Here is a 20430-nt window from a genome sequence, read left to right on the forward strand (position 1 = left end):
CTATGATTTTCTGGTTTTTTTAGCAATAGGGTGTATCGAGGCCCAAAATCAAGGTACACTGAACGATAAGGTTTGAAAAGGATTTGATAGGGTAGGGAATGCGTAATTTATTTTATTATGTTATATGGAGTGCAATGAGCCTTGTAGCGAGTGAGGCGCTCGCGGCCACCCCTTTGACATTCAAACAAGCCCTGGGCATTGCTTATCGCAATAATCCCGAATTACAAGCCGAAATAGATAAAGCACAAGCCATGCGCGGTTTTTTTATCCAAAGTGGGCTTTATCCCAATCCTCAAGTGACTTTAACCGCAGAAAACTTTGGCGGCTCGGGAAGTTATTCGAGTTATGAAGCGGCAGAAACTACGGCATCAGTGACCCAGCCCATCCCTTTGGGGAATCGGTTACAGTATCTGAAAAAAGCAACCTATGCAGACTACTTAGCTTCTCTTGCCCAAATTCAAGTGCAAAAAGCGATACTTTATGTGGCAGTTGGTGTGGCCTATGTGGATGCACTTTATGCAGGTCAATGGCATCAAGTAACCCAAAAACTTATTCGCCTCAATCAAGACATCGTAAGCGCAATCGAGCGTCGAGTTAAGGCAGGCGCAGGAGCGGAATTAGACTTACGTTTGGCCCAGGTGCGCTTAGGCGAAGCGCGTATTCAAGAAAATAAAGCCGCACGGGATGCTTTATTTCAGCGTGCGAAATTGGCGCGTCTATTAGGTGATGGGTTACGAGTTGATAGACAATTGGTGGATAAAGGTCTTCCTGGAGTGACATTGAACTGGGCTGTGTTACTTAGAAAATTACCGCAAAGCCCTCAGTTAGTGCAGCTTCAACAGCAATTACACGCCAAGCGTGCAACTATTACTGCAGTTAAAAAATCTGTGTGGCCGGATTTAAACATTCAATTAGGCGGTCGTCATTTCTCTGATGATGGCAGTAATGCCGCAGTGGCTTCTGCTTTTGCAGAAGTGCCTGTTTACAATAGAAATCAAGGCAAAATCATAACCGCTGAGGCACAATACACCCAAACGGCTCATGAGCTTCAAGGTACACGCCTTGATGTGCGTCAAAATGTCTATGGGGCTTTTCTACAAGCCGAACAAAGTCATTATGAGGCAAGCTTGGTGACGAATTCATTATTACCTTTGGCCCGTAAATCAATCAAATTGGCACAAGACGGCTACCAAATGGGACGTTATACGTACATTGAATTATCTACAGCCCTTAATTCGTTGTATGAAGAAGAGCGTCATTACCAACAAGCTCATGCTGATTATCATAAAGCCTTAATTCAACTGACCGGGCTTTTAGGATTAGCGCCTTCTAAGGAGAGTAAATGAGAGTTTTAAAGCCATTCCTATCCTGCATGCCCTTTATAATTCTGTTATTGGGGTTAAGTTCCTTTTCGTTATGGGCAGCAAATGAAGAATCCCATGGCGATGAAGAAAAAAATCATCAAGAAACCATGGAAAAGGGTCCGCAAGGTGGGCGTTTGTTTAAGGATGGAGATATAGCCCTTGAGTTTTTAATTTTTGAACGAGGTATGCCACCGCATTTTCGCGCTTATTTGTATAAGAATGGTGAGCCTATCGCGCCTGGGAAAGCGCAATTGACCGTTCAGTTAAAGCGATTTGGTGATAAAAAAGAAGCAATTGCGTTCACTCCTGTCGAGAATTTTTTACAAAGCGTTGAGGCGATTGAAGAGCCTCATTCTTTTGATGTGAGCATTCAATTAGAATTCCAGGATAAACGTTATGCCTGGCATTATGCGACTTATGAAGGCCGCATTAAAATGGCGCCAGCCATTCTGAAAGCGGCAGACATTCAAACGGCTAAGGCACAAAGCCAAACAATTAAAACACAACTTAAAGTCGTAGGCAAAATTGCTCCCAATCGAGATACCTTAGCCCCCATCTATGCACGCTATTCAGGCATTATTAAATCAATGACTAAAAATTTAGGCGATGAAGTCACCAAAGGGGACGTATTAGTTACGATTGAGAGTAACGAAAGTTTACAAAATTATACAATTAATGCCCCCATGAGCGGAACCATCGTGCAAAAATACGCAACCAATGGGGAGCTTGCGCAAAACACCAAACCTATTTATGAAGTGGCTAATTTGGCTACTGTGTGGGCCGATTTTACCTTGTATCGTAAAGAGGTGCCTTTAGTAAAACAAGGCATGAGTGTGGTGGTAACTGGAGATGAAGGAACACCAAAATCCATCAGCACCATTTTTTACATTGCGCCCTTAGGCATTGAAGACAGTCAAACAACGCTCGCACGAGCAGTTCTTTCTAATGAGCCTCGTGTTTGGTTGCCTGGGATGTACATTAATGCCGCAATTACCATTAAAGAAAAAACGGTTCCAGTTGCCATACTTTTGTCGGCTATTCAGCGCATGGATGAGAAAGAGGTAATTTTTATCCAGCAAGGAGATTATTTTGAGGCAACGCCTGTTATTTTAGGCCAAAGGGATGATGAGTGGGTCGAAGTAGTTTCGGGGCTTGATGCAGGCCAGCGCTATGTCAGTAATAACAGCTTTTTTATGAAAGCAGAATTAGGTAAGGATGGCGCGAGCCACGAGCACTAAGGATTGGTAATGCTTGAAAAAATAATTCGTTTTTCCCTAAAGCATCGATGGTTTGTCTTATTATTTACGACAATCATTGCTCTTTATGGTGTGTATAATTTTCAACGTTTGCCTATTGATGCGGTACCTGACATCACCAACGTGCAAGTGCAAATCAATACTCAAGCCTCTGGCTATTCACCCTTTGAGGTGGAGCAACGAATTACTTTTCCTATTGAACTGGCTATGAGCGGGTTGCCTAATCTGGATTACACTCGTTCTTTATCACGTTATGGACTGTCGCAAGTCACGGTGGTCTTTAAAGATGGAACGAACATTTATTTTGCGCGTCAATTAATTAATGAGCGCTTGCAGGAAGTAAAAGACAAGCTTCCTCCAGGAGTAGAAACCACCTTAGGCCCAATCTCTACAGGGCTTGGTGAGATTTTTATGTACACGGTCACTAACAAGGCAAATGTACCAGTAAGTCAGCGTTACAATCCAACGGAACTGCGTACCGTTCAAGATTGGATTATCAAGCCACAACTGCGTAATGTGGAGGGAGTGGCTGAAGTAAACACCATTGGGGGTTATGAAAAACAATTTCACATCACTCCAGATCCCATGAAACTGGTTCGGTATGGGTTAAGCTTAAACAACGTGGTTGAGGCATTAGAACGCAATAATGCCAATGTGGGTGCGGGATATATTGAAACCAATGGCGAGCAGAACTTAATTCGCGTACCAGGGCAGGTGCAAAACATCACCGATATTGAGAACATTGTTATTGCAAGCTTTGAAGGAACACCTATCCGAATTCGTGATATTGCAGAAGTGGCTTTAGGCAAGGAGCTACGAACAGGAGCAGCAACAGAGAACAGTAAAGAAGTCGTTTTAGGCACAGTATTTATGCTTATGGGCGAGAACAGCCGCACGGTGTCTGAACGAGTCGCGGCCCAAATGAAAGTTATTAATAAATCATTGCCAGATGGTATTGAAGCAGTCACGGTCTATAACCGAACCTTGCTTGTGAACGCTACCATTAATACGGTGAAGAAAAACCTGATTGAAGGGGCATTGCTTGTTTGTGTTATTTTGTTCTTGTTTTTAGGTAACATTCGCGCAGCACTGATTACCGCGATGGTGATTCCTTTATCCATGTTGCTTACCATTACAGGGATGGTATCTAATAAAATCAGTGCCAATTTGATGAGCTTAGGCGCTCTTGATTTTGGTTTGATTGTCGATGGTGCGGTCATTATTGTTGAAAACTGCATTAAGCATTTGGGTGAACAACAGCATGCTTTGCATCGTGTTTTAAATTTAGAAGAGCGCTTGAAAGTCATAGCTTATGCCACAACGGAGGTGATTCGGCCTAGTATCTTTGGTGTCTTTATTATCACGGTGGTTTATTTACCGATTTTAACGCTCACAGGGGTTGAGGGGAAAATGTTTTTGCCGATGGCGCAAACGGTTATTACCGCGCTGCTTGCTTCCATGCTCTTTGCTCTGACTTTTGTTCCAGCTGCCGTTGCCATTTTTTTAGGTGGACGTGTACAAGAAAAAGAAAATTGGTTGGTACACTACCTCTCACTTGTTTATGCAAAAGCCTTGCGCCGCTGTTTTCATGCCAGAAGGTTGGTGATAGGAGGTGCAGTTGCTTTGGTAGGGATTAGTCTCTTGCTCGCATTTCGTTTGGGCGGGGAATTTATTCCAAGTCTTGATGAAGGCGACATTGCCATGCACGCGATGCGAATTCCTGGCACCAGTTTAACACAAGCCATTACCATGCAGCACTTAGTGGAAGAGCGAGTAAGCCAGTTTCCCGAAGTCAAACGAGTTTTTGCAAAACTGGGGACTGCGGAGGTGGCCACTGATCCTATGCCGCCCAATGTCGCTGACACGTTTATTATGTTAAAGCCTCGGAAGGATTGGCCGAATCCTAAAAAAAGCAAACAGCAACTAGTACAAGAAATCGAGGCGGCAGTAAAGCAAATTCCAGGGAATAACTATGAATTTACTCAGCCCATTCAGATGCGCTTTAATGAATTAATTTCAGGGGTGCGTAGTGATGTCGCGGTGAAAGTATTTGGTGATGACATGAATACATTGCTCGAAGTAGCTGAAGCCATCAGTGCTCAATTAAAAAAAGTGCCTGGTGCTGCTGATGTAAAAGTAGAGCAAGTCAGTGGTTTACCGCTACTAACCGTTGAAATCAATCGCGATGCTTTGGCACGCTACGGCTTACAAATTGGCACGGTTCAAGATGCCATTGTCATTGCCACAGGCGGCAAAAAAGGTGGCGAGCTCTTTGAGGGAGACAAGCGTTTTGATTTAGTGGTGCGCTTGCCTGAAGAGTTACGTACAAACCCTAATGTACTACGCCAAGTATTTATTCCGTTGCCACAGGCTAAAGATGGCGAACGACATTTTATTCCGTTGAGTGAAGTAGCCAAAATGGTGCGCAGTGAAAGCCCCAATCAAATCAGTCGGGAAAGTGGTAAACGGCGTGTGGTGGTCAGTGCTAACGTTCGCAATCGGGATTTAAGCTCATTTGTGAATGAAGCCAAGCAACGGATTGACCAGAGTGTCAAAATTCCCAGTGGCTACTGGGTAACCTGGGGTGGTCAGTTTGAGCAGTTGCAATCAGCCTCTCAACGGCTACAAATCGTTGTTCCTATCACACTATTGGGCATTTTCTTATTGTTGTTTATGAGTTTTGGTCGAGTACGAGATGCGCTCTTAGTGTTTAGTGGCATTCCTTTGGCGTTAACTGGTGGGGTATTTGCACTGTGGCTTCGAGGGATTCCCTTGTCCATTTCAGCAGGTGTTGGGTTTATTGCGTTGTCAGGGGTGGCAGTTCTTAATGGCCTGGTCATGATTACCTTTATTAATAAACTGCATGAACAGAAAAAAATGTACTTAAAAGATGCGGTGCTACAAGGCTCTCTGGCGAGGCTTCGTCCGGTACTCATGACTGCTTTAGTGGCCTCTTTGGGGTTTGTACCGATGGCTTTGGCTACGGGCACGGGCTCTGAAGTACAACGTCCCTTGGCGACCGTGGTCATAGGTGGCATTATCTCATCCACTTTTCTAACACTCTTAGTCTTACCCGGTTTGTATTACCTGTTTCATGAGCGGCACAAGAAATCACTAATTAAAAAATCAGGCAAAGATGAGTGATTTCTTTGATGGAACTGTAACAATATGAGTAATTGTCATTTTAAAGTAAGTGGAAAGACATCCATAAAGAACACTATAGCAAAGATAAGTGCGGCAGCAAGAGAAAGATAAAATCCCAAGTGTGTTATAAATTTCATTTTATGGCCGGAGCTTCCTTTTGCCAGGATAATCAAAATTAGCCCCATAAAAAAACAAATCCTAAGATGATAAGAAGACTGTGATTTGAAAGAAGGGGCGTCATTCTTCTTCCTTGTATAAAAATAAATTCATTTAATTATAGCTCTTTTGAGCAAAGGACACGGATAGTGTTTTGACAACTTCTGTGAATGAGCTACACTAATAGTTAAATACTTATTTAACTGTTTAATTAACTATGCTAACTCAAGACCAAATCATCACTTTAAGCGATATCTTGCATTTGATGGGTGAGCCCAATCGTTTAAAGCTTCTTATCGCGTGTTTGGATGGTCCAAAATCAGTTTCAGAGCTGGCGGAACAACTGCAACTTTCGGTGCCATTGGCGAGCCATCATTTAAGTCTATTACGTTCTGCACGTCTTCTTTTAGCAAATAGAGAGGGAAAACATATTTATTACACTATTTATGATGCGCATGTGCGTTGTATTTTAGAGGACATGCTCAAGCACTTTACTGAAGAAATGGAGAATTAACATGAGTTTTCTAAAACGAATGCTTGGAAGTCTTGGCGGCCATCATGGCGGATATCGCCGCTCTCATCATGGTCAAATAAGCCAACAGAATAATTACTCAACCAATCCTGAATCAAGAGGATTGAGTTGCCCGCGCTGCAAGAGCTCTCTAGCTCCTGGGGCACGATTTTGTAGTCAATGTGGCAGCGGTCTTGAGAATACTCAATGCAGTTGTGGTGCCACTATTACTGCAGGGGCAAATTTTTGCGGCCAATGTGGGAGCTCATTATGACAAAGCCTCTAACTTTAACTACTTTTTTTGTTGCAGGCCTTGATTGTCCGGCTGAAGAGCAATTAATCAGGCGCCAATTAAAAGTGATTCCTGAAGTGGCGCAGATGGATTTTAATTTCATTGCTGAGGAAGTGACCGTGCACCATCGTCTTCCAGCTATTGATGTGTTGCAAAAACAAATTGAAGCGTTAGGCATGAGTGTTCGGGTTCAAGGCAGCACCTCCTCTGCAAAAGAAGAGAAGAAGCAAGTTGATTCGTCATGGCCATTGCTAGCTTTGGCAGGCTTTTTAGCGCTTTGCTCTGAGTTAACTGCTTATTTCATTACTAAAGAGCAATTTATTTGGGTCATTCTTCCCGCTCTGCTTGCCATTACCTTAAGTGGTCCCTCTACTTTTAAGAAGGGTTTAATCGCGCTGCGTACTAAGGCCATGAACATTAATAGCCTGATGTTAATTGCAATCACCGGGGCCATGATTATAGGGGCCTGGCCGGAAGCCGCGATGGTCACTGTTTTATTTGCTCTTGCTGAGCGAATCGAACGTTATTCTTTAGATAAAGCCCGCCTTGCCATTCGCAGTCTCATGCAAATTGCACCAGTGGTGGCTCGGATTAAAATGGATAATGGTCAATGGCAGACTTTGCCTGTAGAAGAGGTAGCCGTTGGTGCGGTATTTAAAGTAAAACCCGGTGAGCGCATCCCACTGGATGGGGTGTTGATATCGGGACAAAGTACGGTCAATCAAGCCCCGATTACAGGGGAATCCATGCCAGTGAGCAAGCAAGTAGGTGATGACGTGTTTGCAGGGACTTTAAATGAGCACGGTGCCTTTGAGGTTAAAGTCACTAAGGCTTCGGGTGATACATTGCTTGCTAAAATTGGTAAAGCCATTGAGCAGGCACAAAGTGAGCGGGCGCCAACGCAACGTTTTGTCGATGAGTTTGCCAAATACTACACCCCAATTATGGTCTTGATTGCACTGGTTATTGCACTTATTCCCCCGTTGGTGTTTGGTTATCCTTTTTATGACTGGATATATAAAGCCTTAACGTTATTGGTTATTGCTTGCCCTTGTGCTTTGGTCATCTCTACACCGGTAACGGTAGTCAGCGGATTGGCTTCATCGGCACAACATGGTCTTCTTATCAAAGGAGGCAGCTATTTAGAAATGGGGCACCAGCTTAAATTAATTGCTCTGGATAAAACAGGCACCTTAACAGAGGGAAAACCTGTAGTGACTGATTTTATCGTTTATGATAAACAACAATCGAAAGAGTCCTTATTAGTCCTTGCTGCAAGTCTTGATAGTCATTCGGAACATCCAGTGGCTCATGCTTTGGTTGAATACTGGCGGCAAAATCAACCTAATGAGTCTTTGCTTGAGGTAGAGCAATTTTCAGCACTTCCTGGCCGCGGGGTGCAAGGAATTATTAGTCAAGGATTGTATTACGTTGGAAATCATCAACTGGCAGAAGATAATAAGGTGTGCTCTCTTGCTGTAGAGCAGGAACTTAAGCGTTTGGAAGAGGAAGGAAAAACAACAGTCATTTTGAGTAATTCAGCGGTGGTTTTAGCCGTTTTTGCAGTGGCCGATACGCTTCGTGCTACGAGTAAATGGGCAATTGACACCTTGCATCAACAAGGACTTAAAACAGCGATGTTAACCGGTGATAATGCCCTGACGGCTAAAGCCATTGCCAAAGTGCTGGGGATTGATGAAGTGCAGGCGAATGTTTTGCCTACTGAAAAATTACAAGCAATTAATCGGCTTTTGGAACAGTATAAAACGGTGGGAATGGTGGGTGATGGAATCAATGATGCACCAGCACTTGCAAAAGCTACGATTAGTTTTGCGATGGGCAAAGGTACCGATACGGCTTTAGAAACCGCAGATGTTGCGTTAATGAATGATAATTTAGCCATGCTTCCTTTATACATTGATTTAAGCCGAAGAACGGCGCGTATTCTTCGCCAAAATATTACTTTGTCCCTTGCAATTAAAGGGGTGTTTTTCATTCTGGCCCTGGGAGGATTAGCAACGTTATGGATGGCGGTATTTGCTGATATGGGTGCGAGTCTAATTGTTGTTGCGAATGGGCTGCGCTTACTTAATTCCCATAAAGGGCATTCGGAGTATCAGGAAATGAAGGGATAATGAGAGTCTTGGTGGGTTTGTCACGAAAGAGGTTGCATGATGAATGATTGGGTTGAAAATGAACAATATAGCGCTCATCCATTGCGTTTTTTAGTGGTGGAATCCTCATTAGGAATTCGTATTCTCATTCGTATGCATTTATTAGAGTTGAAGCATTTGGTGGATATGGCAGGGGATGATGAATCGGCAAGAGAGTTGGCTTTCATGAGAGTTTATGATTTTATCTTAGTGGATAAAAATTTAAATTGCTATGAGCTGATTGACCAGATACAAAAAAATTCGGTATTAAACAACCATACGCCCATAATCATTTTAACTTCTAGCCATAATCAGGAAAACCCGTCTCATGAGAGCGCTACTTATTTTAAAAAACCCATATCCAAGAAGGATGCAGTACAGTTGCTTTATTTTCTAAAAAATATTAAAAAATGAATTTTTTTAAAGGTGGCGTGCAAACATAAAATGGAGAAGATAAGATGCATTTATCTTCTGTTATTCAGTATGTTACGATGTAAGTAGTTTCAAGTTATTTTGATTGGCTGTTAAGGAGAAATAATGAATACTAATGGATTTAAAATAATTGTATTAATCGGTTTATTGGGTTTGGGCTTGACTGCCTGCACTCCTAAAACAACACCTGCTCCAGCTCATCCTGAGGTTAGCTATGAGGGAGGATTTGGTGGCGATGGTGGTCATGACCACCAACCTAAGAACGACTAAATAGGAAAACATAAATGTTTACTAATGGATGGTTTTTAAGTTCTTTAGGTATTGCAATTATTGTATTGATTGGTCTTATCTGGTGGTTCAGAAAAACTAAGAAAACCATCCATTTTTACACCGCTTTTATTACTTTTCTTATCCTTGCCGCGATTTTCTTACATGGTGTTTCATTTAAATTAAATTAGCTGGTGCTGATGAGGAGCAATAATGAGTAAGGATGTACCTCATGATTTAAAAAAATACTCAAAAGAGCAGTTACTGTGGTTCGCTCTTTTGCTCACGGGAAGCTTTTTAATTGCCGAGGTCGCTGGTGGCATTATCACAGGAAGCCTTGCATTAATTTCTGATGCCGCACATATGCTAACGGACGTTACCGCTCTTATTATTGCTCTAATTGCGATTCGTATTAGTAAACGTCCTGCCGATGCGCGTCGCACGTTTGGTTATAATCGATTTGAAATTTTAGCGGCTGCATTTAATGCGGTCCTTCTTTTTTTAGTGGCCCTTTATATTTTGTTTGAGGCCTATCAGCGACTCAAACAACCTCCTGAAATTTATTCCTTAGGAATGCTCCTCATTGCCAGTCTTGGTTTGGTTGTTAATATAGCGTCTATGTACCTTCTTTCCCAAGAAAAAGATAAAAGCTTAAACCTTAAAAGCGCTTATCTTGAGGTGTGGAGTGATATGTTGGGCTCTTTAGGGGTTATTGTTGCCGCACTTATAATTCGCTTTTTAGAGTGGAGTTGGGTCGATTCTGCTGTGGCAGTATTAATCGGTTTGTGGGTATTGCCACGCACCTGGGTTTTATTAAAAGAAACAGTGAATATTCTTCTTGAAGGTGTGCCAGCTGGAGTGGATCTGGAGATAATTAAAAACCACATGATGGCTGTTGAGGGTGTTTTGGATGTACATGACCTGCATATTTGGGCGATTACCAGTGACAAAATTAGCCTCACAGCGCATCTTGTCATTACTCCCTTTGTAGAAGAGGGAGCTATAAGAGTGAGCGTTCAGAGCATTTTATTCTCTCAATTTGATATTGGGCATACGACCTTACAAACGGAACATAAGAAAACTCTGGATAAAGAGGGTCTTTGTAGTTTTTCAAGCCATTAGGTTTCTAATAAGAACTGCTCTTTGATGAGCTTCGGATTAAACCATCATTACTGCTAATCTTTAAGAATTAAGATGGAATAGGAGTCGTTCATGGAAACTGCGACCAAGAAACAAGGTTTTGTAATCAGTATAGGGGCCCGATTGCTGATTGGATTTATGGCTCTTAGTTTGCCTTTATTGATATTAATTATGCTGTTATTACCTAAAGTAAATGATGTGATTGATCTCACACATAAAATTCATAGTGAAAATTTACCACCAATCCTTGATAGTCAAATTTATCAAGCTCAGGACATTCTTGAACATTGGGCAATGACTGGAGATCCAAAGGATAAAGTTTATTTTGCTCATATCTGGAATGAAATCACTCATGTTAGAGATCAGTGGGATCGAGTCATACGCAAATTAGATGATCCAAAACTACGGCATGAGTGGAGCAAGCTACAAGAATTATATTTGCCTTTTTATCAAGCTCAAGCGTCAGTACTCAATGCTTCTCGAGACCCGAATAATCCAGATAATGTAGAAAACAGCAGAAATAAGACAAGAGCTTTTGAAAAATCAATGATCAATATCATTGATGGTCCTTATTATGAAGAGACCGGCAAAAGAACTGGTGGATTATTCAGCGACTTAGCACGTGAAATAGAAAAGAATGTAAATACAATAGATAACAGCCTAATTTCCTTAAAAAAATCAGCCTTTTGGCTACTCATTTTAGCCATTGTTTTAACCCTTGTTGTGCCTTACACAACCCAACGAGCTATAGCAATTCCAGTAGATAAAGCGATTGATATAGCCGAACGAATTGCTGCAGGAGAGCGTGATGTCGTGATCCAAATTCAATCGGCAGGCAAATTAGGTAAATTGCTTCTATCGCTCAAAGCCATGCAAGAAGCCATTAGAAAAAATGAAGAAATTCTTCGTACTAAAGAAGAAGAATCTCGAGAATTATTTGAAAAACTCGTTAATGCATCGAAAAAATTTAGAGAATACAGCAGTAAAGTTGCTGCAGGAGATCTTCGAGAGCGTCTTGAAGTTGATAAAGAAGGTATTTTACACGAGCTGGGTAACGATTTAAATTCGATGACCAATGGTTTGGCATCTATTACCCAAAAAATCACCAAAGTAAGTAATAATATCGTAACTATGGTTGGGACGGTCATTACGTCTGCTAATCAACAAGCAGAAAGTATTACCTCCCAAGCAACTGCAATTAATGAAATCAGTGCTTCGCTGGAAGAAATTGATAAAAGCTCAAAAGAAACGATGACCAAAGCACAAGCGCTGAAAGAAGTGGCTAAAAATACCTATGAACAAGGAAAACGAGGTAGAGAGTCGGTCCAGAAAAGTATTCAAGGATTCAAAGATTCAGAAGAAAAAATGAAGCTTATTGCGCAAACCATTCTTGATCTAAGTAATCACACCCAACAAATTGGCGACATCACATCGGTGGTCAATACTTTGGCCCAACAATCAAAAATGCTGGCATTGAATGCTTCAATTGAAGCATCAAAAGCAGGTGAGGCAGGAAAAGGTTTTGCTGCAGTAGCTAATGAAGTAAGACATCTTGCCGAACAATCAGAACAATCGACAGTACAAGTACAAAAAATTCTTGAGGACATCCGACGAACTACAGAAAAAGCCGTTACCGTTACGGAAGAAGGAACAAAAACTCTTGATTCAGGAACACAACTTATCGAAAAAGCAGGCCAAGTCATTCAAGCGCTCAGCCAAATGATTCATGAAGCATCTATTTCCAGTCAACACATCGAGGTGGCTATACGGCAGGAAGCTGTAGGTATTGAACAAATTGTTGAAAGTATGAATGAAATTAATCGTACCACTTCAACCTTTTCAAGCGGCATTAAAGAGATGATGGCATTTATTCATAATTTGGATGATATTGCCAAACATTTAAAGGAAGACATCAATTTATATAAAGTTTGAAGGCAGCGCATGTTTTTAGGTGACCTTATTATTTAAGAACGGGTTGTATTTTTTAGGCACAGCTCATTTATCAATTTTCAATAAAAAATTATAATGGACGACTAAGAATCCCGCAGCAACAGAATAAATGGAGTAAAAAATTATCTGATGTGTCAATACACGCAAGTAGGTTTTTTCCACCGATCCCGTTCAAGCTGCCAATAATAATTAAATCAGTATGGTTAAGTCTATTATGCATTCAGTAAGATTGGTTTTACTATTACTGTTAAAGGCAGTGGTTTTCTTGGAAAAAGCTATTTTTTCCAAGAAAATTGTGCCCTAATGGCCAGAGTCAATTAGAACAATTTTAAATGTAGAGGGGAAAAGAGTAAATGAACACCATAAGCCGCTATGTCGTACCTTTTCTAGTTCTTGGATTCGTTGGTTGCAGTAAAAATGTACCTTTATTGCCTGAAGCACAGCATATCAGGGTTGCTCCACCGAGCAACAATATGAAGCATTGCTCCGATTTGGGCAAAGTGGTTGCCTATGATGTGAATGGCGTTAGTCAATCTTATCAATCCCATGAGCATCTTTATCAGGACGAATTAAATACTTTGAAAAATAATACCGCCGAGTTAGGAGGCGATACGTTAGTTATTACAAAAGATAAATCAACTTTTAGTGGTAATCCTAAAACACATTTAGTCGATAAACATACTTTAGAGGGTAAGGCTTATCGGTGTAAGTAAATGACAAAGAAATCCTATCGGTGCTGCATGAATTATGTAGGAGTTAAAATGCTAATTTTTATTCTCAAAGGTACCACTTAGGTTATCCATAATGAATGCAAAATGAAATTGTTCTCAGTATGATAAGTTAGACCATGATAAAAAGGATTTTATAATGTTTGAAATACTCCCCAATTGGCATCCGATTTTGGTGCATTTTACCGTCGCATTATTTACTACATCATTTGGTTTTTACCTACTTACGTATTTATCTAAATCCACGCCTCTTGTCTCGGATAAAATGACGTTAGAATTTGAAGTTGTTGGCCGTTGGTGTTTATGGTGTGCGGCTTTAGTGACGATTTTGACGGTTATTGCCGGTTTTTATGCTTATTATACAGTGAAGCATGATGAGCCAGCACACATGGCCATGATGAACCATCGCAATTGGGCATTGTCTACTGCTTTTGCCATGTGGCTTGTTGCAATTTGGTCTTTATGGCGCTATTACAAGCAAAAAGCAATGACTCTTACGTTCCTTGTCGCAATGTTTCTTGTTCAGGGTTTGTTGCTCTCTACAGCCTGGCGTGGTGGGGAGCTTGTGTATCGCCATGGATTGGGTGTCTTGTCGCTACCAAGTACCGAAGGTGAAACCGAACATCATCATGAATAAAGCCCATGAAAAGTGCGTCGATTTTTTCTTAATAAACATCTTAAAACGCAATCATTGAAGAATAAGAAGGGAGAATGGATTGTGCTGAAAAAAATAAGTGTATTTCTCACCAGTCTTTTGGTGATGACCAATGTGTTTTCTGCCCAGCGTGTTGTTGATTTAGTTGTGGGCTACAAGACCGTTCATTTTGCTGGAAAATCTCGAGTTGCGATTGCGGTAAATAATCAGATTCCAGCACCAACACTACACTTTAAGGAAGGCGATAAGGTCACTATTAATGTATACAATCATTTGGATAAACCCACAACAATTCATTGGCATGGTGTTTTAGTTCCTTGGCAAATGGATGGTGTGGAGCATGTGAGTCAAAAAGCGATTCCATCAGGAGGTGTATTTCATTATCAGTTTGTACTCAAGCAATCAGGAACGTATTGGTACCATGCACACTCTGAATTACAAGAACAACAGGGCTTATATGGTGCCTTCGTCATCGACCCGATTAAGGCACCCAAATATAAATACACGAAAGATTTTGTTGTGGTGTTATCCGATTGGAGTAATACCAAACCAGAGCAGATTTTAAAAAATCTAAAGAAAGAAGGGGATTATTATTCTCCGCGATTTCCGCTGCAGCCCTCTTTATTAAAATTTATGCATGATTATAAAAAAGGCTCCGCAGAGGAACGTAAGCGATTGTTTAATGACTACAAAATGATGCAACAAATGCGCATGAGTATTTATGATTTTAGTGATGTTGCTTATGATGCATTTTTACTCAATGGTCAACCCAAATTCAAACCTTGGACTGCTTTGGTGAAGCAAGGGGATGTGGTACGGTTACGCTTTATAGGTGCTGGAGGAAGCACCATTTTTCGTGTAAAAATTCCTGAGTCTGAAATGCAGATGGTGCACGCCGAAGGGAATGATGTGAGACCCTATATGATTAAAGATTTTGCCATTGCATCAGGTGAAACCTATGATGTGCTTGTTAAAATTCAAAAAAACACACCCTACATCATTTATGCAGAATCCTTAGATACAGTAGGGGCTGCATACGGTGCCTTAGTGACCTCTTCGCAACATTCTGTAGATTATTCAAAAGTACCTCCATTTCCTGAGCCATTGCCAGTTACTCGAGATATGATGGCCATGATGATGGGGAATATGAATCAAGGTACTTTACCTCAGACAGCAAAATCAGCCACTAAGACAAAAGAGAGAAGACATGCTCTTAAAATGAACATGAGTTCAATGTCTCATGAAATGGACAAGAAAAAATCACACGTTAAGGGAGCAAATAATTCATCGTCTATGCCCAACATGAAAATGGACTCCAACATGAAAATGGACTCCAACATGAAAATGGACTCCAACATGAAAATGGACTCCAACATGAAAATGGACTCCAACATGAAAATGGACTCCAACATGAAAATGGACTCCAACATGAAAATGGACTCCAACATGAAAATGGACTCCAACATGAAAATGGACTCCAACATGAAGATGGACTCCAACATGAAGATGGATTCCAACATGAAGATGGATTCCAGCATGAAGATGCCCACGGAGCCAACTATTATTGGAGACAAGATGGAGCCACCCAACTCCTCTTACAAAACTTCAATGGGCACAAAATATCAGCCCATGATTGCCGCAGTGAAAACAAATGATCCGAATACTCCAGTAGCGCATGTAATCAATATGGAGTTGTTTGGGTATATGGATCGATTTATTTGGTTTATCAATGGAGTTCCTGCTTATAAAGCGAAACCCATACGTTTAGATCCTGGGAAACGCTATCGGTTTGTATTTACCAACACATCCATGATGCATCATCCCATGCACATTCATGGTCATTGGTTTATTTTGCGCAAGGGGAATGATGCCTACGATCCTTTATTGCATACGATTGATGTGCCACCAGGTGCTACGATAACCGCGGATGTTGACACCGATGCCAGTGGCCAATGGTTTTTTCACTGTCATTTTCTTTATCATATGATGACTGGGATGTCGCGTGTGTTTCAATATTCTACATTAATAGAAATTACACAGGGTAAAAGAAAGCCGCAAAATATTATAAAACAAACGCCTTATTACAATCGTCCCATTGTACGAGTGGATGAAACCATGCCTATCGATTCTTCCTTGGTGAAGTATCCGATGGTCCATCCTGCAGGTTTATGGCGCGCCTCATTTATCGATGCTGGTGCTGATCCGTTTCATAATGCACAACGCCTAAATTACAAGGGTTTATATGGTCCTGATTATCATAAGCTTGAATTATTCGTCAATGATGCGGAATTGTTGAAGGGAAAGGTTGAAAGTGCTGACATTGATATTTTTTATTGGCATTTAATCAGCCAGTTTTGGGCGATTAAAGCAGGTGCTAATTATACCAATAAACCAGCAAATACACCCTATTGGCAGCCAGGTATTGGTATTGAAGGGTTAATGCCTTATTTTATCGATACCAATCTTCGAGGCTATTACTACAATGGAAGTGCTAAACTGGATTTGGAGTTATCGCGAGATACCCAGATCACCAATAACTTTTTTATTAGGGCAGGGGTACGCAGTATTCTGGCTTCGAAAACAGTCATTCAAGCCAATATCGGTAATGGACTCAATCAAATGCGCTATATTGTCAGGCCTTATTATCGGCTGGCTCCTGGATTAAATATTAATGTTGAATACGAACATGAGCAAGATTATGGCGCTTTTAAAAACATACAAATAATTAATGGGGAAGCAGCCAGTCAAGATACGGTAACATTTGGCCTTACCCTGTTATTGTAAGAGAAGTGGACAATTAATATTGAAATTTGAGCTTTTTATTTTAAATCAACTCTGATTATGAGCCTTGTCTTGTACTATTCCAGGTGTTGAGCAAAAGATTAAAGTGGTGTCATTTAGAGTTAGAGGGTCGAGGGTTAGCTGATGTACTTACGAATCATATCTCCAACGTTTGCGGCTCTGGGTGCCGCTGTGTTTTTGGTGGTTGCATACCTTTTGCCAAAGAACTTGTTGGATTATTATATGTTGGTAGTGGTATAGGATTGATTGTAACCTGCTTAATTAAAGACCACGGTTGGCATCATTCAGGATTGGTAAAAGATGATTGGATTTGGCGGAATTTTAGAACCTGTATTATTAACGTTTGGCCTACAGTAAACAAGTGCCGCAACAACTTCTATATTATTGAATCTTAAAGCAGTACCCACTGCCTTATAAGGGGGTAATTCCATTTCGTTGTATAAGGACCCTTCACCACCTTGTTGAGCCTGCTTTAGAAGTGCTGATAATAAAGCTGTATTGTAATAGATCATGCACCAGGGGGTTCTGGTTAAGTAGAGCAATCAGACCTCCGTCCACTTGTTATTCAAGTATCAATAAAACAGATCGAGTTGGGTAGGGCTTCAGGTTTTGATTCCCTTTTCATTTCATCACATCCATTGGCTTATTTAGCCCTGGTGCAATTATTAAGATCTTTTTGAGAATTTTGATGTATACTATACCTACGTATAGTATACATTTTTAGAGATTTAATTTATGGCACATTTATTAAGGGATAAAAAGAAGCTACTTCATCGCATTAACCGTATTCAAGGCCAACTGAATGCATTGAAAGAAAAGCTAGAGCATTCTGAAGAAAATGATTGTGGCGGTGTTTTGCAGTTAATCGCTGCATGTCGTGGTGCAATGAATGGTTTGATGGCCGAAGTTATCGAAGGTCACATACGTAATCATCTGGTTGATCCTGATAAAAGTCCATCATCAAGCCAAGCACAAGCAGCTCAGCAATTATTGGATGTTGTTAAGACCTATTTAAAGTAAGTTTAAATAAATTGAGGAACTGTCAATGAATCAAGAACATAATGATCACAGCCATATTTTTACTTTGGTAGAGGGATTGCGCATAGGATTCGTATTTATTTCTCTTCTATTGAGCTGGACACCTTTAGGGACTCAATTTGTACCATTTAAATATATTGGTTTTATTGCCGCACTCATAGGTGGGTATCCTATTTTTAAGGAAGCATTTTCATCTTTAAGCGAACGCAAAATGACTATGGAATTATCCATGACAATTGCATTGCTAGCCGCTTTAGCTATTGGGGAAGTATTTACAGCATTAGTGATTATACTTTTTGTATTAATTGCTGAAGTACTAGAGGGTCTTACTATCGAGCGCGGCAGACGTGCTATAAAAAGTCTTCTTGATTTCATGCCTAAAGAAGCATTCATTCGGCACCAAAATGGTGAGAGCAAAAAAAATATCGAGGAAATAAAAGCGGGTGATACTATTATTGTTAAACCGGGTTCCCGTATACCAATAGATGGAACTGTTATTAGAGGACTAACTTTTGTTGATCAATCTGCAATAACAGGTGAGTCAATGCCAGTAGAAAAAATTGCTGGATCTGAGGTCTACGCAGGATCTATCAATCAATCTGGTGCCATTGATGTGGAAACAAAACGAGTTGGTAAAGATACGGCTTTTGGAAAAATTATTCAGGCAGTTGAAGCGGCGGAAAAATCTCGTGCTCCCATTCAGAAAACAGCTGATCGTCTTGCAGGCTATCTTGTTTATTTTGCTATTGGTGCCGCACTTCTCACCTATTTTCTTACTCATGATATCCGCTCAACTATATCTGTGATTATTGTAGCAGGTGCATGTGGCGTAGCCGCGGGAACTCCATTAGCTATTTTAGGAGCAATTGGTAGAGCTGCGGGCAAGGGGGTTATTATAAAAGGTGGCTTATATATCGAAGTGCTAAGTAAAGTGGATACGGTAGTTTTTGATAAAACAGGAACCCTTACTTATGGCGCACCCTCTGTTGTTGCTGTTTGTCCTATGCCCGGCATTACTGAGCAGGCTGTACTTGAGGCTGCGGCTATTGCTGAACGATTATCAGAACACTCAATCGCCAGAGCTATTTTGCAAAAAGCAAGCGAGCAAGATCTGGATATTATTGAACCGGAACACTTCGATTATAAACCTGGAAAAGGGATTATTTGTTGGGCAAATCAAGAAAAAATTATTGTTGGTAATTTGGCTCTGTTTCAAGAGGAACAGATCAATATCAGTGACGTTAAGCCAGGCCCGAACTATTTATCTGAGGTGTTTGTCGCGCGTAATAATCAATTACTCGGTGTAATACGAATTGCAGATATCATACGTAAAGAGGCCAGAGAAGCAATAAGTGAAATAAAAAGAATGGGTTTAAACACAATTCTTTTAACCGGGGATACCTTAACGATTGCGCAGGAAATTGGTAAGCAGCTTGGAGTAGCCAAGGTAGAAGCCGAACTGCTTCCAGAGCAAAAAGCAATCCGTATTCGAGAGTTTATGTTAGCAAAGGCAAAAATAGCGATGGTTGGTGACGGTATCAATGATGCGCCTGCATTAATTGAAGCAAATGTGGGTATTGCTATGGGTACTGGGACGGATGTGGCGCGAGAGAGCGCTGACATTGTATTATTAGGCAATGATTTATTCAAATTTGTTGAAACAAAATTTGTTGAAACAGTTGGAATTGCAAGAAGATGTTACAAAATTATTATGGCGAATTTTGCAGGCACACTTTTGGTAGATACGGTGGGTATTTTATTAGCGGCTTTTGGCTTTCTTAATCCGCCATTGGCTGCTTTTATTCATGTTTCTTCAGAACTAATTTTCATTATGAACTCTGCCAGGTTGCTTCCAAATGTAATAATAAATAGGAAAGAGCAAAAAGGGATTGTAAATAATACTATTTAATATTTTCTGACTCAAAATTGGCTTCTATTCCTGAAAGGATATTTTCTGTCATGCATGTATTATCAATTACCTTTGATTACGATAGGTTTTTCATAAACAGAATCCTTTAGGATATCAAACTGTTTTATTGAGGACATTATTTGCGAAGGACATCGATAGGCGCTTCCTTCAATGGTATGATTGCTGATGTCTGTATGTCGGCTCGGACTCCATAATTGATATCGCTTAACCAAGTTTTGATGTTTTTCAAACACAACAACATTTGCATTTAATTTTTTTCCTTCATTTTTAAGAAAATTAATGTCATCCTTTTCTAGGTTTTTTTCTAATCCCCAGGTAAATTGAATCTTCGTACCATGCACATCCTTGCCAGAGATTTTGCCCAAAAATGTGCAGGATTTTAAATCCGAAATAGTGTGATCATAGAGAATCGTGATATTTTGAGCACCGGGTTTTAAGGATCTTGGTACACAGCCAATAGTGGTACTCATGATAAAGAAAATAATCATTAAAAAAATCGATTTATTCATGGCAATCCCTTATAAATCTTATGACAGAAATCGACGATTGTTTGTCTTAACGCTCCCTGAGATCGCCGGCCCTTATATTCAAAAAACATATAAATAACTTTTG

At 40.6% G+C, this 20430-nt stretch carries 18 protein-coding genes; 16 read left to right on the forward strand and 2 right to left on the reverse strand.

Annotation, left to right across the window (positions count from 1 at the left end):
* Nucleotides 1–98: 98 nt before the first annotated feature.
* The 14 genes from ACF8MK_RS17030 (at nucleotide 99) to ACF8MK_RS17095 (ending at nucleotide 16832) form a co-directional block, all read left to right on the forward strand.
* On the forward strand, nucleotides 99–1346 hold the full coding sequence (locus ACF8MK_RS17030) for a TolC family protein (protein ID WP_058478598.1): 1248 nt from the start codon (nucleotides 99–101) through the stop codon (nucleotides 1344–1346).
* Nucleotides 1343–2602: an efflux RND transporter periplasmic adaptor subunit gene (locus ACF8MK_RS17035; protein WP_058478597.1), complete on the forward strand. Its 1260-nt coding sequence runs from the start codon at nucleotides 1343–1345 to the stop codon at nucleotides 2600–2602. Before ACF8MK_RS17030 ends, ACF8MK_RS17035 begins: the two co-directional genes overlap by 4 nt.
* Before the next feature lie 9 nt (nucleotides 2603–2611).
* Nucleotides 2612–5764: an efflux RND transporter permease subunit gene (locus ACF8MK_RS17040; protein ID WP_058478596.1), complete on the forward strand. Its 3153-nt coding sequence runs from the start codon at nucleotides 2612–2614 to the stop codon at nucleotides 5762–5764.
* A gap of 373 nt (nucleotides 5765–6137) precedes the next feature.
* Nucleotides 6138–6434: a helix-turn-helix transcriptional regulator gene (locus tag ACF8MK_RS17045; protein ID WP_058478595.1), complete on the forward strand. Its 297-nt coding sequence runs from the start codon at nucleotides 6138–6140 to the stop codon at nucleotides 6432–6434.
* 1 nt (nucleotide 6435) lies between these two features.
* Complete coding sequence (locus ACF8MK_RS17050; protein ID WP_058478594.1) at nucleotides 6436–6705, forward strand: zinc ribbon domain-containing protein; 270 nt, start codon at nucleotides 6436–6438, stop codon at nucleotides 6703–6705.
* Nucleotides 6702–8858 carry a heavy metal translocating P-type ATPase gene (locus tag ACF8MK_RS17055; RefSeq protein ID WP_058478593.1) on the forward strand — a complete coding sequence of 719 codons (2157 nt, stop codon included), beginning with the start codon at nucleotides 6702–6704 and terminating at the stop codon, nucleotides 8856–8858. Before ACF8MK_RS17050 ends, ACF8MK_RS17055 begins: the two co-directional genes overlap by 4 nt.
* Nucleotides 8859–8894: 36 nt before the next feature.
* Nucleotides 8895–9290: a response regulator gene (locus ACF8MK_RS17060; protein WP_230849075.1), complete on the forward strand. Its 396-nt coding sequence runs from the start codon at nucleotides 8895–8897 to the stop codon at nucleotides 9288–9290.
* A 123-nt stretch (nucleotides 9291–9413) separates the two neighbouring features.
* Entirely contained in the window at nucleotides 9414–9578 is a 165-nt protein-coding gene (locus ACF8MK_RS17065; RefSeq protein ID WP_165481737.1) for a hypothetical protein, read from the forward strand.
* Between the two features lie 14 nt (nucleotides 9579–9592).
* Entirely contained in the window at nucleotides 9593–9766 is a 174-nt protein-coding gene (locus ACF8MK_RS17070; protein WP_165481736.1) for a hypothetical protein, read from the forward strand.
* 22 nt (nucleotides 9767–9788) lie between these two features.
* Nucleotides 9789–10697 (forward strand): cation diffusion facilitator family transporter, encoded by a 909-nt coding sequence (locus tag ACF8MK_RS17075; protein ID WP_058478592.1) that lies wholly within the window; start codon nucleotides 9789–9791, stop codon nucleotides 10695–10697.
* Between the two features lie 90 nt (nucleotides 10698–10787).
* Nucleotides 10788–12647, forward strand: coding sequence for a methyl-accepting chemotaxis protein (locus ACF8MK_RS17080; RefSeq protein ID WP_058478591.1), 1860 nt, complete (start codon nucleotides 10788–10790; stop codon nucleotides 12645–12647).
* A 371-nt stretch (nucleotides 12648–13018) separates the two neighbouring features.
* Complete coding sequence (locus tag ACF8MK_RS17085) at nucleotides 13019–13378, forward strand: DUF4156 domain-containing protein (protein WP_058478590.1); 360 nt, start codon at nucleotides 13019–13021, stop codon at nucleotides 13376–13378.
* A gap of 154 nt (nucleotides 13379–13532) precedes the next feature.
* On the forward strand, nucleotides 13533–14030 hold the full coding sequence (locus ACF8MK_RS17090) for a DUF2231 domain-containing protein (RefSeq protein ID WP_058478589.1): 498 nt from the start codon (nucleotides 13533–13535) through the stop codon (nucleotides 14028–14030).
* Between the two features lie 93 nt (nucleotides 14031–14123).
* A complete protein-coding gene (locus ACF8MK_RS17095) occupies nucleotides 14124–16832 on the forward strand; it encodes a multicopper oxidase domain-containing protein (RefSeq protein WP_392539004.1) in 2709 nt (902 codons plus the stop codon).
* A gap of 302 nt (nucleotides 16833–17134) precedes the next feature.
* On the opposite strand, the gene ACF8MK_RS17100 is transcribed toward ACF8MK_RS17095, so the two are convergent.
* On the reverse strand, nucleotides 17135–17392 hold the full coding sequence (locus tag ACF8MK_RS17100) for a hypothetical protein (RefSeq protein WP_115324599.1): 258 nt from the start codon (nucleotides 17390–17392) through the stop codon (nucleotides 17135–17137).
* A 193-nt stretch (nucleotides 17393–17585) separates the two neighbouring features.
* Here ACF8MK_RS17100 and ACF8MK_RS17105 point away from each other — a divergent pair, with 193 nt between their 5' ends.
* The gene (locus ACF8MK_RS17105) at nucleotides 17586–17870 is read left to right on the forward strand and encodes a metal/formaldehyde-sensitive transcriptional repressor (protein ID WP_058478587.1); all 285 of its coding nucleotides are present in this window, start codon (nucleotides 17586–17588) and stop codon (nucleotides 17868–17870) included.
* Nucleotides 17871–17895: 25 nt separating this feature from the next.
* A complete protein-coding gene (locus ACF8MK_RS17110; protein ID WP_058478586.1) occupies nucleotides 17896–19797 on the forward strand; it encodes a cation-translocating P-type ATPase in 1902 nt (633 codons plus the stop codon).
* A 62-nt stretch (nucleotides 19798–19859) separates the two neighbouring features.
* On the opposite strand, the gene ACF8MK_RS17115 is transcribed toward ACF8MK_RS17110, so the two are convergent.
* Nucleotides 19860–20327, reverse strand: a complete 468-nt coding sequence (locus ACF8MK_RS17115) for a DUF4156 domain-containing protein (protein WP_058478585.1) — start codon at nucleotides 20325–20327, stop codon at nucleotides 19860–19862.
* Nucleotides 20328–20430 lie beyond the last annotated feature (103 nt).

Source organism: Legionella sp. 227 (assembly GCF_043161935.1).
GTDB lineage: Bacteria > Pseudomonadota > Gammaproteobacteria > Legionellales > Legionellaceae > Legionella > Legionella sheltonii.

Excerpts from the sequence above, each read along its gene's own strand:
- ACF8MK_RS17030 (WP_058478598.1), top strand. The coding sequence starts at position 99 with ATGCGTAATTTATTTTATTATGTTATATGGAGTGCAATGAGCCTTGTA.
- ACF8MK_RS17035 (WP_058478597.1), top strand. The coding sequence starts at position 1,343 with ATGAGAGTTTTAAAGCCATTCCTATCCTGCATGCCCTTTATAATTCTG.
- ACF8MK_RS17040 (WP_058478596.1), top strand. The coding sequence starts at position 2,612 with ATGCTTGAAAAAATAATTCGTTTTTCCCTAAAGCATCGATGGTTTGTC.
- ACF8MK_RS17045 (WP_058478595.1), top strand. The coding sequence starts at position 6,138 with ATGCTAACTCAAGACCAAATCATCACTTTAAGCGATATCTTGCATTTG.
- ACF8MK_RS17050 (WP_058478594.1), top strand. The coding sequence starts at position 6,436 with ATGAGTTTTCTAAAACGAATGCTTGGAAGTCTTGGCGGCCATCATGGC.
- ACF8MK_RS17055 (WP_058478593.1), top strand. The coding sequence starts at position 6,702 with ATGACAAAGCCTCTAACTTTAACTACTTTTTTTGTTGCAGGCCTTGAT.
- ACF8MK_RS17060 (WP_230849075.1), top strand. The coding sequence starts at position 8,895 with ATGATGAATGATTGGGTTGAAAATGAACAATATAGCGCTCATCCATTG.
- ACF8MK_RS17065 (WP_165481737.1), top strand. The coding sequence starts at position 9,414 with ATGAATACTAATGGATTTAAAATAATTGTATTAATCGGTTTATTGGGT.
- ACF8MK_RS17070 (WP_165481736.1), top strand. The coding sequence starts at position 9,593 with ATGTTTACTAATGGATGGTTTTTAAGTTCTTTAGGTATTGCAATTATT.
- ACF8MK_RS17075 (WP_058478592.1), top strand. The coding sequence starts at position 9,789 with ATGAGTAAGGATGTACCTCATGATTTAAAAAAATACTCAAAAGAGCAG.
- ACF8MK_RS17080 (WP_058478591.1), top strand. The coding sequence starts at position 10,788 with ATGGAAACTGCGACCAAGAAACAAGGTTTTGTAATCAGTATAGGGGCC.
- ACF8MK_RS17085 (WP_058478590.1), top strand. The coding sequence starts at position 13,019 with ATGAACACCATAAGCCGCTATGTCGTACCTTTTCTAGTTCTTGGATTC.
- ACF8MK_RS17090 (WP_058478589.1), top strand. The coding sequence starts at position 13,533 with ATGTTTGAAATACTCCCCAATTGGCATCCGATTTTGGTGCATTTTACC.
- ACF8MK_RS17105 (WP_058478587.1), top strand. The coding sequence starts at position 17,586 with ATGGCACATTTATTAAGGGATAAAAAGAAGCTACTTCATCGCATTAAC.
- ACF8MK_RS17110 (WP_058478586.1), top strand. The coding sequence starts at position 17,896 with ATGAATCAAGAACATAATGATCACAGCCATATTTTTACTTTGGTAGAG.
- ACF8MK_RS17115 (WP_058478585.1), bottom strand. The coding sequence starts at position 20,327 with ATGAATAAATCGATTTTTTTAATGATTATTTTCTTTATCATGAGTACC.